We start from the raw sequence: 16680 nt of genomic DNA, 5'->3' as shown, positions 1-16680 counted from the left end.
AGTTGCTGAATGCTGAATGCTGAATGCTGAATGCTGAATGCTGAATGCTGAATGTGACCACTTACCTCTCGTAAATAGTGGCATCAAGGTTGAGGATCGCTTGGCAGGTGACGGTCAGGGCAGCGAATTCGTTCGGAGGAATTGCTTCGTCCGCTTTTGTTTCGCCTAGTGCAGTGAGTTGTGCAGCTCCAGCTCCATCCGAACCGGTGCTGAAGCTCGCTAGTTGTTCTTGGTAGAGATCGGTGAGGAGTGCAAGCTCGGCGGAGTTGGGCGCGCGGCCGGCGAGTCGCAGGAACGCGGCGGCGATGCGGTCGCGTGGGCCCGCGTGCTGTTTGGCGACGGCCGAGGCGAGCGCTCGCGCGGCTTCGACAAACTGGACGTCGTTCAGCAACACCAAAGCTTGCAGCGGCGTGTTCGTGCGACCGCGGCTGATCGTGCAGACCTCGCGCGACGTCGCATCGAAGACGAGCATGTTCGGCAGCGGGGCCGTTCGCTTCCAAACTGAATAGAGCGAGCGGCGGCGGAGGCCTTCGCCCGTCGATTGCGTGTACGCGGGCGACATGCCGTTTGATTCACGCCACAAGTCGCCGCCGGGTTGGTACGGGTAGACCGGCGGGCCGCCCGGCTTGTCGACGAGCAGTTCTCCCGCGGCGAGCGCGAGGTCGCGGATCTGTTCAGCCGAGAGACGTCGGCTGGGGCCGCGGGCAAGCAGAAGGTTCTCGGGATCGCGCTCGCGCAACTCGGGCGTTGTCCGCGAATCTTGCTGATAGGCGGCGGAGCTGACGATCTGCCGGCAGAGGCGTTTCACGTCCCAACCGTGAGCGACGAAGTCGCGAGCGAGCCAGTCGAGCAGCTCAGGATGGGTTGGCGCCGTTCCTTGCCGGCCGAAATTATCGGGCGTCGTCGAGAGGCCGTGGCCAAAGAAGTTCGCCCAGAGGCGATTGACGAAGACCCGCGCGGTGAGGGGGTGGTTGGGCGCCGTGAGCCAACGGGCGAGGCCGAGGCGATTGCGCGGCGCGTCGGCGGGGAACGGCGGCAGCATTTCGGAAAAGACGTCGCGGGTGACGCGGGTCTCGTCGGTTTTGGGAGCGTCGTAGGCGCCGCGCGGCAAGATGTAGGCGGGCCGCGGCTCGGGGAGTTCGTCCATTACGCTGACTTCGTGAATCGCCTCCTGGGAGGCGACGAGTTGCCGGCGGGCGTCGCGGAGTTTCTCAGCGGCGGCGCGGGCGGGGGCGTCGTGGGCGGAGAAGTAGTAGTCGCGCCGCGCTGCATCATTGTGAACCTGATCGTCGCTCGCGGTTGCGTCATCGTGCAGCAGCGTGATCTCGTACGGCGTCAATGCGCGAGCGTAGAGGCGCAGCTCATCGAACTCGCCATCCTTGAAACCGCGGTCGCGGAAGCGTTCGCCGAGGGTGAACGTACCGCTGCCGTAGGTGGAGACGGCGACGCTCTTCTGGATTTTATCGCGAAGGATAGTCGTTTGTAGTTCGCGGCCGTTGAGGTAGAGCCGCAGACCGGCGGCGCGGCTCGAACCGTCGTAAGTGACAGTGATATGTTCCCAGTCGGCGGCGGCGATCGGTTCGGCGGCGCGGACGCCGATCGCGTTGCCGGGCCACACGCGGTAGAGGCGGGCTTCGAGCACGCCGTCGGCGAGCATCAAATCGAAACCGTTGTAACCGACGTCGGTGCCGAAGGTTCGCTGAGCGACGACGACTGGCTGCGGATTGCGGAGCACGTCGCGGAGCCAGAGGTCGAGCGTGAAGGGATCGGGGCGATCGATTTTTAGCAGGTCGGGAAAGGTGACGCCGTGGTCGCCGTCGCAGCGGATCGCTTGGCCGGCGCGGCCGGGGACCTGGGGGAGGCCGTTAGCGTTGTGCGTTTCGGAGGTTTTGTCGTCGAAGGTGAAGTGAGCGACGAGGTCGGGAATGGTCCCTCTCCCTTGAAGGGAGGGGTTAGGTGAGGGATTTTTGTTTTCGGTAGTTGCGCTGCCTCCAACGGGACTTGTGGCGTCGGGAATCGACTCTTCAAGACTACCGCCCTGCGCTCGCTCGCCACTGGCGAGCGTGCTCGGTTGCTCCCGTCCCTTCGAGGGAGGGGAATTAGTAGCACGCCAAGCGGCGAGTCGGTCGCTGCCTCCCATCTTAACATCAGCAAGATGCTGTTCTGCATTTCTAACAGCAGTCGCCGCGTTCGCCAGCTCGCGCTCCTGCTCCGCCGTCGGCAGTAGCAGCGTCGGTGATGGCACCTTCGCCGAGTGGTCGTACATGCCGTTCTCGTCGATCGAATTAAAAAACGCCGAGATCGAGTAATAATCGCGGGCGAGGATCGGGTCGTACTTGTGGTCGTGGCAGCGGGAGCACTCGAGCGTCAGGCCGAGCATCGCGGAGCCGAACGTGTGGACGCGGTCGGCGGCGTTCTCGACGAGCCATTCTTCGGCGATCGAGCCACCCTCGTTCGTCATGCGGTGCATGCGATTGAACGCGGTGGCGAGGATTTGATCGCGCGTTGGGTTCTCGAGCAGGTCGCCGGCGAGTTGCCAGGTGAGGAACTGGTCGTACGGCAGGTTGTCGTTGAAGGCCCGCACGACCCAGTCGCGGTAAGGCCACTGCGTGTTGAGTTGATCGGATTGATAGCCGAACGAATCGGCGTAACGGGCGGCGTCGAGCCAGGCGACGGCGAGGTGTTCGCCGAAGGCGGGGCTGGCGAGGAGGCGTTCGACGGCGGCGTGGAGCGCGGCGTCGAGACCGTCGGCAGCGACGGCCGTTTCGAACGCGGCGATGTCGGCAGGTTTCGGCGGCAGGCCAGTGAGGTCGAGCGACAACCGGCGGAGCAGCCGGAGCGGGTTGGCGCGCTCGGCGGGCGATAGCTCTTCGGCTTCGAGTCGAGCGAGAATGAAGCGATCGATCTCGTTGTGCGGCCAGTCGGCGTGCGTGACTTTGGGAAGCGGAACCTCTGCCGGCAGTGGGAGGAAGGCCCAGTGCTCGGTATACTCGGCGCCGGCGGCGATCCAGTCGTGCAGCAGTTGCTTCTCCGCGGCGGTGAGGGCGAGATTCGATTCGACCGGCGGCATGCGGAGCGATTCGTCGTCGCTCGTGATGCGGGCGATCAGTTCGCTGCCGTCGGGATCGCCCGCGACGACGACCGACTCGATGGCGCCCGCGCGGGTGTCGAGCCGCAGCTCGGCTTCACGGCGTTCGCCGTCGGGGCCGTGGCAGAAGAAGCATTTGTCGGAGAGGATCGGGCGGATGTCGCGATCGAAGTCAGGCTTCGCGCCGGATGCTGCACCGCCGGTTAGCAGCGCGGCGACCGCGATCAGGCAAGTTCGGAGCAAACGCCGACATCGCGGCATGTAATGAGAGCTGCTCGACGTTGAACCGTGAGTGGGCATCGGCGCCTGCGAGAGAGAAGTGGCGGTACCCTATTATTCTCCGCCGAAAGCGAGGGAGGATGCAAGTTCGCTGCGGCGTATTCCCTATGCAGAATAGGACGTTCGCGCTCGGTGGGCATTGCAATTTCGGAAGCTGCCGCCGCAGAACTCACAAGGCGAGCTATTCGTACCGCAGCGCTTCGATCGGATCGAGCCGCGAGGCTTTCCACGCGGGGTAGAAGCCGAACGCGACGCCGATCGTCGCGGAGACGAGGAAGGCGCCGATGATCGCGGGGAGCGAGGCCTCCACGGGCCAGCGCATTGCGAGCCAGACCGCGTACGACGCAGTGCGGCCGAGCAGGATCCCGATAGCGCCGCCGAAGACGCACAGGACGATCGCCTCGATGAGGAACTGGCGGAGGATGTGATGCGAGCGGGCGCCGACCGCCATACGGAGGCCGATTTCGCGGGTTCGCTCCGTGACCGAGACGAGCATGATGTTCATGATGCCGACGCCGCCGACAACGAGCGAGATGAGGGCGACGATCATCAACAGGCCCCCCATCATCTCGGACATCGAGCCCATCGCTTTGACCATTTCGCCCATGTCGCGGAGGTTGAAGTCGTCGGTGCCGCCGGGGCGGATGCGGTGGCGTTGGCGAAGGATGCTGGTGATCTCGTCCATTGCCACGGGAATGTCGGCGGCCGAGCGGGCCTTCACCGAGATCTGATCGATGTTGGTGAAGCGGACCGGCTGCGGCGTGTTGGCGAGTTGCGTCGCCGATTGGACGGGATAAAGTTCGGTCGAGCCCGGGTAGAGCTCGTTGAGCGAGTTGACCTCCGTGGAGTTCGACGAAGTGGCGGCGACTTCGGCGGCGGCGGAGTTGTCGGCGACGCGATACTTGATGGTGGTCCACGGGGCGAGGATCACGTCGTCTTGGTCCATGCCCATCATGTTCGACCCCTTGCGGCCGAGCACGCCGACGACGCGGAGCGAGACGTTTTTCACGCGAATGTCTTCGCCAAGGGGCGACTGACCGTCGAACAATTCCTTCACGAGCGTCGTGCCGATGACGCAGACTTTGTTCGCGTTGCGGACGTCGCGATCGTTGAACATCTCGCCTTCTTCGAGCTGCTCCCAATCGCGGATTTCGAGGTAGTTGGGCGTCGTGCCGTAGACGCTCATCGGGATCCAGTTGCGATTGCCGTAGACGACCTGGCCTTGGATCTGCACGACGGGCGCCGCAGCGGCGATGGCGGTGGCTTCGCGGGCGATTTCTTCGGAGTCGCCCGGCGTGAGCGTGAGTAGCGTGCCGGAGCCGAAGCTGATGCCGCCGCTAGCCGCGGCGCCGGAGCGGACCATGATCGTGTTGGCGCCCATCGTCGACATCGTTGCCATGAGCGACGTGCGCGAGCCTTGGCTGATTTCGACCATCGCGATGACGGCGCCGACGCCGATGATGACGCCGAGCGCCGTGAGGGCGGAGCGCATTTTATTGCGGCGTAAGGCGGTGAACGCGGTACGCAACGGGCCGGGGACGAGCGACGCGAGGCCGAGATGAATTTTCGAAACGGCTGGAGCGGCGGCTGCGGGTTTCGGGGCTACCGTGGCGGCGACTGTTTTGGGTCGCACCGCCACGGCCGTGCCGCCGGCGGATGCTGCGGTGAGTTCGCTCTCGGGTTCTTCGATGGCGGCGATGGCCGCTGCTGGTTGAAGCTGTTCCGCTGCGGGAACGCCGGCGTCGATCCGTTCACGCGCGGGGCGCTGCTGCTTGGTGACGTCGATCGTGCGGCCGCCGTGGTCGTCTTCGACGATGAGGCCGTCGACGACGCGGATGACGCGGTCGGCGTACGCGGCGACCTTGGGGTCGTGCGTGACCAGCATTACCGTGAGTCCGGCGGCGTTGAGCTGCTGGAACATTTCCAGAATCTCGACGCTCGTTTGCGAATCGAGATTGCCGGTCGGTTCGTCGGCGAGTAGCAAGGCGGGTTGGTTGATCAGCGAGCGGGCGATCGCGACGCGCTGCTGCTGGCCGCCCGACATTTGGCTGGGGATGTGGTCGAGCCGACTGCCGAGACCGACGCGCTCGAGCAGCGAGTGCGAGCGTTCGAGGGCTTCGCGAATCGGGGGCGCCGTCGTCGAGTAGTCGAGCGGCATCAGCACGTTGTTCACCGCCGTGGTGCGCGGCAGCAAATTAAAACTTTGGAAGACGAAGCCGAGCTTCGCGGTACGGACGAGCGCGCGGTCGTTCGCGGAGAGCGAGCTGATTTCCTGGCCATCAAGCCAGTACTTGCCCGAGGTGGGGCGATCGAGGCAGCCAAGCACGTTCATTAGCGTGCTTTTACCGGAGCCCGAGGCGCCCATTAACGCGACGAGCTCGCCTCGCTCGACGGTGAACGAAATCCCCTTGAGCACGGGGACGTCGATTTCGCCGAGGTGGTAGGTCTTCGTGATGTTTTCGAGCCGCAGGAGCGACATGCAGAATCTCCGGCTCGGCGTTAGCTGCGCGGTCTGGAACGAGGCATCTTTGGAGCGAACGGATTGTTCACTTGCTCGGCGGCGCCGGCTTGCTGTTCGCCGAGGACGACTTCCATGCCGGGTTTGAGTTGGTCGCTGATGACTTCGGTGCGGGAGCGATCGCTCGCGCCGATGGCGACTTCAATTGGTGCGATCCCCTGCCCTTGCCGGATCCAGATCGTTTCGCGGTTGTCGGTTTTCTTCGACTTAGCGGTCGACGACGCGGGCGATGCAGCCTCAGCGGGTAGGCTGACGATCAACTCGGGCCGCGGCGTGTAACGGAGCGCGGCGTTCGGGACGGTGAGCACGCCTTCGCGGCGGTTGACCTCGAAGGTGACGTTGGCGGTGAGGTACGGAAGCAGCTTGAGATCGGAATTGTCGGTAGTGATGACGACGGTGTAAACGACGACGTTCTGCGTCATCTTCGCGTTAAGCCGGACCTGAGTCACTTTGCCGCGGAAGACTTCGTCGGGGAGCGCGTCGACGGTGAAGCTGACTGGCGTCCCTTCCTTCAGACCGCCGATGTCGGCTTCGTTGACCGACGCCCATACCTGCATGCGGCGGAGGTCTTGCGCGATGAGGAACAAGCTGGGGGCGTTGAAGCTGGCGACGACTGTTTGGCCGATGTTGACGCGACGGTCGAGAATCGTGCCGTCGACCGGCGACTTGATCACCGTGTAGCCAAGGTTCGTTTCGGCAAGTTCCAGTGCAGAGGCTTGTTGGGCGATCGCCGCTTCGCCCACGTCGATGTTCGCCTTCGCGACTTCGTAGTTCGATTTGGCGAGCACGAAGTCGGCGTCGGAGATGCCGCGGATCTGAACCCCTTCGTCTTTACCGGTCGCCGAAATGCTTTTCACCGACAGATTGCGCAGCCGCTGAGCCCGCTGCCATTCGGCGTCCGTCTGGACGAGCCGCGCCTTCAACTGCACGAGGTCTGCAATCGCGCGGGCGTGAGCGGCCTTGGCCTGGTTGCGTTGAGCGCGGTAGACGGCGTCGTCGATGACGGCGAGGATCGTCCCCTGTTTGACCTCGGAGCGGTAGTCGACCGGCTTGCCGGCGAACTGCGGATCGGTTTCACCGCGCGGATCTAGGCCGAACTCCTTGATACGGCCGACGACCTGCGCGCCGACGTCGATCACTTCCTCCGGTTCAAGCGTGCCGGTCGCCTCGACCGTGAGCACGAGGTCGCCCTGCTCGACGGCGCCGGTACGGAAGGCGACGCGCTCGCTGCCAGTTTGGTAGTTGCCGTACAACTTCACGCCGACGGCGGTGAGCACCAGCAGGAGCGTGATGGAGAAGATGGTTTTCATTGATGATTCCAATCGCTTCGATGTCGATCGCGGCGAATCTGGTGGTCGGCGGGAGCTACGTCGAGTCGCTTATTCGGCGATCGCGGTGCAAGCTTGCTGGAATAGCCGGAGGCCGGCGAGCAACTGCTTGCGGGCGGTGGCGTCGAGCGTCGCGAAGGCGGCGGCGAGGCGTTCGTGCCGAACCTTTTCGCGGGTTTGCAACGCACGGCGGCCGCGCGGGGTAAGGACTAAACACCGGACGCGGCGATCGGGCTCGCTGGCTTGGCGGGCGACCAGACCGGCGGCTTCGAGCCGGTCGGCGATTTGCGTCATCGCACTGAGCGAAACGCCGAGCTTACGGCTGAGCTGCGACATCGACAGCGGGCCGGCGTAGAGCGTCGTGCAGACGTGCAGCTGCCGCAGCGGCAGGTCGCTGGTGCGATCCTCGACGTAGAGGAGGTCGCGGACGACCGACATCAGCAGGGCGTCGGCCTCGCTGACCTCGGGGGAACTGGCGGCGCCGCGGGGCTTGGCGGCGGGGACGCGTCGGGCTGGCGGACGCGCAGCGACGGCAGTGGTGTGTTTCATGCCCCTATATTATTCATGGGCATGAACTATTGCCAGACGAGGGGCATGCTGGCAGCTCGCGATTGCGGGCAAACGCGGCTTATTCAATCGTCGGCGGCAGCGGAAGCGGCGAGTCGATGGCAGGGGCGGCAGCTCCGTCGGCCGCGGCGTCGACCTCCGCATTGGCGTCCGCTTCGACTTCGGCAAGATCCTCGTCAGCGGCAGCCGGGCCGGTATCGGCGGCTGGCGGCAGCGGTTCGGGCGAGAGGATGCCTTGCTTATCCGGAACCGGGGCTAGGCGAATCTGCCAGCCGCCGCCAAGGGCGCGGTAGACGTCGACCAAGCTGAGGGCGATCTGGCCGCGCGATTGGGCCCAGAGATCGAGCTGCTGAATGAGCGTCTTCTGGATGACTGCGTATCGATTGAAATCGACGAGTCCCGCTTCGTACTGCGCGATGACGACTTCGAATGCGAGCGTCGAATCCTGAACGCTCATTTGCAGGTTGGTAGCGCGGCCTTGCGAGTTGAGGAACGACACGATGCCGTTTTCAACTTCCAAGTCGGCGCCGAGCACCGTGTTTTGGTACGCCGCGACCAGAGCCTGGAACTGGGCTTCTTGGAAGCGGACGTTGTTGCGGATGCGGCCGTAGTTGAGGATGTTCCACTGGAACACTGGCCCGACGCTGCTGTTGAGCGACGAACTTTTGAACAGGTCGGAGAGATTCGCGGCTTGCCAGCCGAGCGTGCCGGTGAGCGACAAGGCCGGGTAGAAGTCGGCGGCGGCGATGCCGATGAGTTCAGCCTGCGCGGCGGCGGTCCGTTCAGCGCGGCGAACGTCGGGGCGGCGGCGAAGCAAGTCTGCCGGGATGCCGACGACGAGGTAGTCGGGCGTGACGGGGATGTTCGTGTCGGGATTGCGATCGAGCAGACGGGCGAGGTTTTCCACCGGCATGCCCATCAGCACGCAGAGGTTGTTTTGCGCTTGGCGCTGCTGCGTTTGGAGTTCGAAGATTTGAGCGCGGCTTTGGCGGAGGTCGCTGCTCGCTTGGGCGCGATCGAGATCGTTGATGGCGCCTTCCGCTAGCTTTCGATTAATGAACGTGAGCACGTCTTCCTGCACCCGGGCGACGCGGCTGAGCAGGCGGATCCGCTCTTGCGAGGTGCGGTAGTTGACGTAGTTCGTCGCGACGTCGCCGAGCAGCGTCACGAGCACCGCGTCGTAATCTTCGATCGTCGCATCGAGCGTCGCCTCGGCGGAGAGCACCGCGCGACGAAAGCGGCCCCAGAAGTCGAGTTCCCACGCGAGGCTGAAGCCGGAACTCCACTGGTCGAAGAAGTTGTCGTTGACGCCGAAGCGTCGGTAGCCCCCTTCGGCCGCTTGGAATTGCGGAAACATGTTGCCGACGGCGAAGCCGAACTGCGCCCGCGCGGCGAGAATGCGGAAGCCGGCTTCGCGGAGGGTGAGGTTCTGGTTGTTCGCGTTCTGGATGAGCTCGTTGAGCGTCGGATCGTTGAAGATGGTCCACCAACCGGCGAGGTCGTCTTGCTCGCTGCGAACGCGGCGGTCGTCGGCGTCGATCCACTGCGGCGCAATCGCGGCGGCGGGGCGGGCGTAGTTCGGGCCGACTTTGAAGCCGTTTTGGATGTATTCGCGCGGGCGGGTGCAGCCGACGCCGAGCGAGAGAATTAGCGCGACGACCGTGGCTTGGCGGACTGGGAGCATCGTCGGGCTGACCTGTGGCGGGCGAGTATTCGGCGGGAACGCGTGGGCGTCGAAGCGGGGACGCGGAAGCGTCGGAGCAACGACGACTCGTTGCGTAACGGAATATTCGTCACGACTGCTACAGGGGCGCCAGTGCGGGCGGCATGGCCGGCAAAGTCGATGCAATCGACATGGCGGATGCTAGCGTTGGGGGAGGGCCAGAGTGATATCCGGATGGAAAGTGCGCTAAGTGGTCGGAATGGTCATGGGCGCCTCGATGCGGCGCAGCGAGTTGACTGCAATGGGGGCGATTGCCGTCGAGGCGGCGACGCCGAGCGCTTGGCCAAAATTGGCTACGGGGTCGCAGGCGGCGAACCATTCTTGGAAGACCTGCTGCGAGCCGGCCTTCAGCGCGTCGATGCGCTGCGGTTCGGTCGCTTTGAGCAGCGCCTGCTTGAGTGCGCCGAGATTCCCTGTCGGGAACAGCTCGCCGTTGAGTTCGCTGCGGACGAGTTCCGGCGCGGCGCCGACGACGTCGGAGGCGACGATCGCGAGGCCAGCGGCGGCGGCTTCGACGACGACGACGCCCCACGGTTCGTGGCCGCTGGGGAGCAGCATCAAGTCGCTGCAGGCGTAGAGCGCCGCAAGGTCTTGCATGTCGTTGACGAAGCCGGTCCAAATGAGGCGGGCGCGGAGGTGCTCGGGAACCAGTTGCTCGACCTCGGCGCGGAGCGGGCCGTCGCCGACCATGATCATGTCCCAGTCGGGGCGGAGGGCGGCGACCGCCAGGAATGCGCGGACGGCGAGGTCGGGGCGTTTGGCGTTCATCATCCGAGCCGAGAAGATGATGCGGCGGCGCTCGGCGGGGAGATTGAATCTTTCGCGGATAGCGTCGATTCGCTCAGCGGACGGATTCTGAAACAGCGTCACGTCGGGGATGAACGGCCACATGTGCGACGGCTTCGACCCGCCGCCGTAGCGGTGGAGCAGTGCGAGGCCATGTTCGCCGCACGGCATCAGGCCGGTCGACCAGTTGACGGCGCGGCTGTAGACGGCGCGCTTCAGCAGGCGTTTGAGTGGGCGGTGGTTGTCGCTGCAGATGTTAAAGTCGCCGGTGAGGAAGCACTCCACGTTGTTGCGCTTGCACCAACGGATGATCCGCAGGCGGCCCATGTCGCCGCAGCCCTGGATCAGCACCGTGTCGATGCGGTGTTCCTTCAGCCAGCGGATGATGCGGCCCCCCTTGCGCCATTCGCGGAACGAGAACCGCATCATCGGTTGCTCGTTCGTCGGTTCGCCGCGACCGAACTCGACGGCGCGGATCGACTCGGGGGGCATCAGGCCGCCCCAGCGACGGTAGGCGTTGCTGTGGGTCGTGACGGTCCAGAGCTCGACCTGCGGGTAGGCGGCGACGATTTTTTCGTGGAGTTGGACGCGGTACGGCGGGAGCGAGTTGGCGATCACCGCGACGTGGCGTTCGACGGTTTGCTTCGGCGCCGCGGCGAGGTCGAGCTTGCGGATCCGCTGCTGATCGGCGGGATCGCTCGATGCCTTCTTCTGCATGCGGGTTCCTTCGTCGAACCCATACTGCTTGAGCGAGTAACGGCGAATGCCCTGTTCGTCGACGTCGACGCGAAGCCGTTGCCAGGGGTGCCAGCCCCATGGTTCTTCTTTGATGCGGTACTCAAGAACGCGGATCGCCTCGGCGATGGCGTTGAAGGCCGTTTCGTCGCTGGCGTCGGCGCACTTCACATGGTTGTAGAAGAGGCCTTCGCGGGCGTTGCCGTTGAGTTCCTTGTCGCAAATGAGTAGCACGTCGGACTTAGTGCCGGCGGCAAGCTTGGCCCAACCGCTGGGGACGCGGAACGTGCCGTCGAAGAAGGGAACGTCGACGAAATCGCCCGCGGCGCCGCCATCGGCGGTGACGGCCACGACGCCGCGTTGCCGCAGCAAGCGGTAGAGCTGGATGATCGCCTCGATGTCGTCGATGTAAAAGACGTTGGCGCCGGCGCGGCGGTCGGCTTCCATCGCCTTCTTGAGGGCGAGTTGGACGATCGGCGACGTGGCGCTTTCGACGCAGCGCGACGTGCGGTAGCGAAGCTGGACGAGATTCTCGCCGGGGAAGAATTTGGCGAGGCCCGCGGCAAACGTTTGGAAGAAATTGAAGTGGAAGCCGACGATCACGAGGCCGCGTTCGCGCTCGGCGCCGGGGAGCGCGGCGGCGCTTTCGGGGCTACATTGCCACTGCATGTCGGCGTCGCGACCGTCGCCGGCGTGGAGGCTGAAGACGCGGACGCGGGCGAAGCATTCGTGCTTGAGCAGCAGGTGGCGGCGCAGAATCTGCGAGACGGAGACGTTGACGCTGAAGAAGGGGTGCATCCGCGCGATCGCTTCGCGGGCGGAACGCTGGGCGCCGACGAAGGTGAGGAGCCAGTGGATGTTCGCTGCGCAGCGGACCCAGAGCATGCCCCAGCGCGGGCCGAGCGCGCGGAGCATCACATGATGCGGCACGTAGAGCATCCAGAGCGCGGCGCTGAGGCCGACCGTTTGCAGCGCTTCGCGGGTTTTGGCAGCGCTCTTGCGGCAACGGGCGACTAAGCCTGCTTTGCGCGGCGACATGGCATCGGCGGCGGAATGCGGCGCGGGGACGCTGTCGGCCAGCGTCGGGTGTGTTTCTACGTTCGCGTTCACTGCAGTGGCCTTCGCGGTTGGGTCGTCTGCGGATTCGTGGTCGTTGTTCATGCGCGGGGCGAGGGGCCCTTACGCTTGCGGTGCGAGAACGCGGTTGAGTTCGTCGGCCAGCTCGCCGAACGTCATGTTCGCCATCGCGGGGCCGAGCTGCGAGGCGTCGATTTTCGGGCCGAGCTCGTCTTCGAGGTAAAACAAGAAGTTGATGACGTCGATGCTCTCCTGGAAGAGGTCGACGGCCTTCGTGTTCGCGAATTCTTCGATCGTCCCCGGGGCTTCCGCGGCGGTGAAGTTCGCTTTCATCGTTGCCAGGATGGCGTCTCGATCCACGGGGACTCCTAGCGCACGCGGCGCACTCTGCCGTAAATGACGTTGAAGCCGGCGCCCATGGTGAGCAAGTTGACGGCAGAGCCAACTTCCGCGGCGGCGGCGAGTTCTTTCAACACGAACAGGATGCTGACGCTGCTCATGTTGGAGTTTTCACGATAGTGGGCGACCGAGGGCTGGATGGAATCCTTCGGCATTTTGAGCTCCCGCGACAGCCGCATCAACAACGCGATGCCGGCGGGATGGATCGCCCAGCGGGGTTCGTCGCGCCAGCCGGATTCGGCCTGCAGCAGCGCCTCGGCGACGGTTTGCTTGACGTCTTTTTCGAACGTCGCGTGATCGCGGAGGCGGAAGCCGAAATAGTCGCTGTAGCCCCAGCGGATGAGGTCGAGGCCGGTGTCGGCGAACTGCTGGTACTGGAACTCTTCGAGTGAGAGAGCAGTGCTGCCGCATTCGACGTTGTCGGAAACCCAGAGGGCCGCGGCGCCGTCGCCGAACGTGCAGTTGCCTTGCCAGGTGTCGAGATCGGCGGTGTGGACGTTGATGAGCGTTGTCGGTAGCTCGACGGCGGCGATGAGGATGTGGCGGAACTCGGGGCCGAGCGAGCGGGCCAGATTGAGCGCCTTGCTGCTGCCGGTACAGCCGACGTTGGCGAGGTCGACCATCATGCTGTCGCGGCGGACGGCTGGGCCGAGGCGTTCGGCCAGGCGGTAGCTGAGGCCGGGCATGACGTTGCCGGTGGAGGTGGTGGTGATCAGGGCGTCGAACTGGACGTCGGCGGCCTCGGCGGCGGGGCGGATTTGCGCGGCGAGTTGGTCGAGCGCCGCGTCGGCGCCTCGTTCGTAGGCTTCGGCGTGCGAGCGGAAGTCGCTGAGTGCGAGCGGATCGGCCAAGACGCTGCGGCGGCTGCGCTCGCCGACGAGTTGGAACTTCACGAACGCCCGCACCTCTTCCTGCGACTCGGCCGGAAGAGCGTCGATCGCGCGGTTGTAGGCCTGGGCGACGCGTTCGTTCGTCCAGACTTCGCCAACCGGGGCGGTGAAGATGTCGTTGATGAATCGCATGGTCGTCTCGGCCGCGCGGACGCGGCACGGGCGCTCGGCGTCCGTTAGTGGAGGAAGTACTCAGCAGCCATCTGTCCCGACTCGTCTTCTTGCACTTGAATCGGAGCCGGGCGGTGGTTCTTGTCGCGAACCATGAGCGCTGTCGCAAAATCTTCGCTCACGACGTCCATGTGGTGGCGGAGGTATTCGGAGACCTCGCCGTCGTTCAGTTTTCCTTGGGCCATCCGCATGGTGCAGTACCAGATGCGGTCGTTCTCGGCGAACAGTTTTTTTACCTGGTCGATGTTGTGGAGCATGATGGCGCCGCTGCGGCGGTCGCGGGGCGATTCGGTGCTGTCGCCGATCGTGGCTTGGATGATCAAGCGGCTTTGCAGCCAGTAGTCGACGGTGCGCGTTTCTTTGCCCTTCTTCACTTTGTCGAACACGAAGTTGAAATTCGTCGTGTGCGGGAAGATGGAAATGACAACGTCGCCTTCTTGCAGATGATCGTGCAGGTACTTCGTCGGCTCGTCCCAGTCGGGGATGCGAAGTTGTTTGACGTCGAAGGCGGCGCTGGCGTAGCGGGTCATTTCAGCAGTGCGAACGGTCCAGCCGCTGCAAAGCGCGACGGCGACCGCGACCGAGAGGAACGCGACGGCTTGGGCGTACCAGCGGTAGGCTTCGGGGAGTTTCGTGGAGCGGAGATACTTCAGCAGCGCCTCGGCGCCGGCGACGACGACGGCGGCGGCGATCAGCATCAGGATGCCGATGAGGTGGCAGGCGTAACGGTTCGTGCGAACGGGGAGAAACGCCGACATCATTTCGGCGTTCACCACGAGGCAGAAGAGCGAGAATCGCAACGGCGCTCGCCAGCGGTGGTTGATCGTGAGGATGAACCCGATGGCGAGCGCGATCATCGGGAGGAATGCGTCGCGGGTCCAGGCGGAGTTGATCAGGAAGTAATCATGCTGGAAGAAGGGGTATCGCCACATCGCTTTGATGGTGAGCGAGCTGATTCCTTCGCCGTACCAAAGCCGTTGCGTCTGCTGCATGATGCGATGGGCGTTCTGCGCGATCACCGAGGTGACAAGCACCGTCGACGCGATGTAGAGATGCGGCGACGCGAGCAGCGGGTAGAGATGGCGGCGGCGATGGAAGAAAACGGCGAGCGCCAGGCCGAAGCCGAACATGCCGGTTCCCTCCCAGCTGAAATACATCGCGATGAAGCTGATGGTGGCGGCCCACATCATCGGCAGGTTCGGTTTGCCCGTGCCGCGGATGGCTTCGTATGTGCAGTACATCGTCAGCAAGCTGAAGAACTGGACCTGCGAGAGATAGCGACCGAAGTCGGCGAAGCCGATCATGTGCGGCGAAATCGCAAACAACACCGCGGCGACGGCGCCGACGTAGCCATCGAACCACTTCCAACCCATGTAGCCGATGATCAGCAGCGTGAGCATCGACCAAATGACGGCCGGCACGCGGATCACGAGCAGCGGATCGTCGAAAACGAGTTCGGCAATGGCGTTGAAGAAGTAGCAAAGCTCGTTCGTCGCGGCGTAGCCGAAGGGGATGTCGGGATGGACCTGACCGCCGGGGAAACCTTGCGTGAAGACGGTTTCGGTAAAGGCGTAGACGGTGACTTCGTCGTGGTGAATCGGCTCGGCAGTGAGGTCGCGGAGGCGAAGCCAGAGAGCGAGGACGCCGAACGCCGTCCAGCCGATGATTGAGGCGGTCCACATCGCCCGCGAGCTGAACGTACGGCGCAGCGCGGGGCGATCGGCGAGCGACTTGACGGAGATGAGGACGATGAGCAGCAACCACTGTGCAGCGACGCCGATCCAGATCGAGTAGAGCCACACGGGGCGATAAACATCGTGCCCGGCCCAGCGGAAGTCCCAGGTCATCAGCGCGCCGCTGCAGGCGGCGAGGGAGCCGACGAGTAGCGGGAGGAACGGCAGTGCGACGGGAAGCGGTTCCGCAGCGGCGACGTATTTTTTCATTGCGGCGAACACGCCCAAGCTGCCGAGGGCGCCGAGGAGACCGCTGCCGAGAATCCAGGCGGCGTGGATGGCGCCGCGCTCGATCCAGAAGGCACGGGTGGGATCGAGGATGCCGAGTTCGCGGACCAGTGACCGAGGCGGGATGCCTTGGTAGCCGATCTCGGGTTTGCATTGCTGCCACTCGGCGGCGGCGAAGTCTGGTTCGAGCCAATCGCTGGGGTAGCCGGCGGCGCTGCTCCAACTGTCGTCAGTGGCGAGGTAGGTGCGGTGCAGGTCGGCGGTCGTCGCTTCGAGGTCGGCCAGCAGACGGGGCTTCTCACCGGGGGTTTCCGCCATCACGGAAATAACGTTGCTACCGCGGCGCAGCAGCGGGCTGACGTCGAACGTGAGTTCGCGAGCGTGCTTCGATTGTTCGGTGCCAAGGCCGAGTTGATCGCGCGACAGGAGATTGCCGTTGAGCGCGATCCGCTGCGAGCCGTTGGTGAGGATGCGGAGCCAGCCGTCGCGGGGCGTACCGGGGACGTCGAACTCGGCGGCGAACGCAGCGGCGCCTTCCGTCGAACTGGTGGGCGAAATCCACTTCGCTTCGCGCGGGTGGGTGATCGAGCGATGGGGGAAGTCGACCTGGCAGCGCCATTCGATGCGTTCGCCGGCAGTTGGTTCGATCCAGTGCTTGTCTTCGAACTCGGTTTCAAACCAATAGGGGCCATTGCGTTCATAGACGCCGGCGGCTTTCCAATCGTGGAAGTCGCCGAGGTCGCGGACGACGCCGTCGGCGAAACGGCATTCGCCTTCGATGGAAACGCTCGGCGGCCGATCGAGCACGAGCTGGGCGACGTGGATCGCGATGCTGTTTTCCCCCGCGTGCATTAGCGGGGTGACGTCCATGACGATGCCAGTGTTGCGACCGAAGCCGACTGGCTTCGAGTAGCCGGCGCGGCGGCCGTTGACCCAGACCTCGATCACGTCATGGCCGATGAGCTTGATCCAAGCTTGCTCGGGGGCTTCGGTGAGCCGCCAGGTGCGACGGAGGTAAAGGTGCTTTTTCGGTTCGTCGTCGGTTTGCAGCGTGAGGGGTTGCACGTTGCCGGAGATCATGTACTCCGGCGTGGGCGACGGATTGAACGTGCGGAAACCGAAGTCGCCGACGGCGAGTGCGAATCCGACCAACAGGAG

At 64.5% G+C, this 16680-nt stretch carries 9 protein-coding genes; all 9 read right to left on the bottom strand.

Annotated features, from left to right (window positions below):
- Positions 1 to 61: 61 nt before the first annotated feature.
- The 9 genes from PLANPX_RS15150 to PLANPX_RS15110 all read right to left on the bottom strand — a co-directional run bounded on the left by PLANPX_RS15150 (position 62) and on the right by PLANPX_RS15110 (position 16674).
- Positions 62 to 3331, bottom strand: a complete 3270-nt coding sequence (locus PLANPX_RS15150) for a DUF1553 domain-containing protein (RefSeq protein ID WP_232536127.1) — start codon at positions 3329 to 3331, stop codon at positions 62 to 64.
- A gap of 217 nt (positions 3332 to 3548) precedes the next feature.
- Entirely contained in the window at positions 3549 to 5846 is a 2298-nt protein-coding gene (locus tag PLANPX_RS15145) for an ABC transporter permease (RefSeq protein ID WP_152099541.1), read from the bottom strand.
- 20 nt (positions 5847 to 5866) lie between these two features.
- On the bottom strand, positions 5867 to 7195 hold the full coding sequence (locus PLANPX_RS15140) for an efflux RND transporter periplasmic adaptor subunit (RefSeq protein WP_152099540.1): 1329 nt from the start codon (positions 7193 to 7195) through the stop codon (positions 5867 to 5869).
- A 69-nt stretch (positions 7196 to 7264) separates the two neighbouring features.
- Entirely contained in the window at positions 7265 to 7762 is a 498-nt protein-coding gene (locus PLANPX_RS15135) for a MarR family transcriptional regulator (protein ID WP_152099539.1), read from the bottom strand.
- A gap of 79 nt (positions 7763 to 7841) precedes the next feature.
- A complete protein-coding gene (locus tag PLANPX_RS15130; protein ID WP_152099538.1) occupies positions 7842 to 9464 on the bottom strand; it encodes an efflux transporter outer membrane subunit in 1623 nt (540 codons plus the stop codon).
- A gap of 225 nt (positions 9465 to 9689) precedes the next feature.
- Entirely contained in the window at positions 9690 to 12134 is a 2445-nt protein-coding gene (locus tag PLANPX_RS15125) for a glycosyltransferase (RefSeq protein WP_172992090.1), read from the bottom strand.
- A 69-nt stretch (positions 12135 to 12203) separates the two neighbouring features.
- On the bottom strand, positions 12204 to 12461 hold the full coding sequence (locus PLANPX_RS15120) for a hypothetical protein (protein WP_152099536.1): 258 nt from the start codon (positions 12459 to 12461) through the stop codon (positions 12204 to 12206).
- A gap of 8 nt (positions 12462 to 12469) precedes the next feature.
- Positions 12470 to 13522 (bottom strand): hypothetical protein, encoded by a 1053-nt coding sequence (locus PLANPX_RS15115; protein ID WP_152099535.1) that lies wholly within the window; start codon positions 13520 to 13522, stop codon positions 12470 to 12472.
- A 44-nt stretch (positions 13523 to 13566) separates the two neighbouring features.
- Positions 13567 to 16674, bottom strand: coding sequence for a glycosyltransferase family 39 protein (locus PLANPX_RS15110; RefSeq protein ID WP_172992089.1), 3108 nt, complete (start codon positions 16672 to 16674; stop codon positions 13567 to 13569).
- Positions 16675 to 16680 lie beyond the last annotated feature (6 nt).

It is taken from the genome of Lacipirellula parvula, from assembly GCF_009177095.1.
GTDB lineage: Bacteria > Planctomycetota > Planctomycetia > Pirellulales > Lacipirellulaceae > Lacipirellula > Lacipirellula parvula.
This window is presented reverse-complemented; position numbering and strand designations above follow the sequence as displayed.

Coding starts and splice junctions, on each gene's coding strand:
- PLANPX_RS15145 (WP_152099541.1), bottom strand. CDS start 5,846: ATGTCGCTCCTGCGGCTCGAAAACATCACGAAGACCTACCACCTCGGC.
- PLANPX_RS15140 (WP_152099540.1), bottom strand. CDS start 7,195: ATGAAAACCATCTTCTCCATCACGCTCCTGCTGGTGCTCACCGCCGTC.
- PLANPX_RS15135 (WP_152099539.1), bottom strand. CDS start 7,762: ATGAAACACACCACTGCCGTCGCTGCGCGTCCGCCAGCCCGACGCGTC.
- PLANPX_RS15130 (WP_152099538.1), bottom strand. CDS start 9,464: ATGCTCCCAGTCCGCCAAGCCACGGTCGTCGCGCTAATTCTCTCGCTC.
- PLANPX_RS15115 (WP_152099535.1), bottom strand. CDS start 13,522: ATGCGATTCATCAACGACATCTTCACCGCCCCGGTTGGCGAAGTCTGG.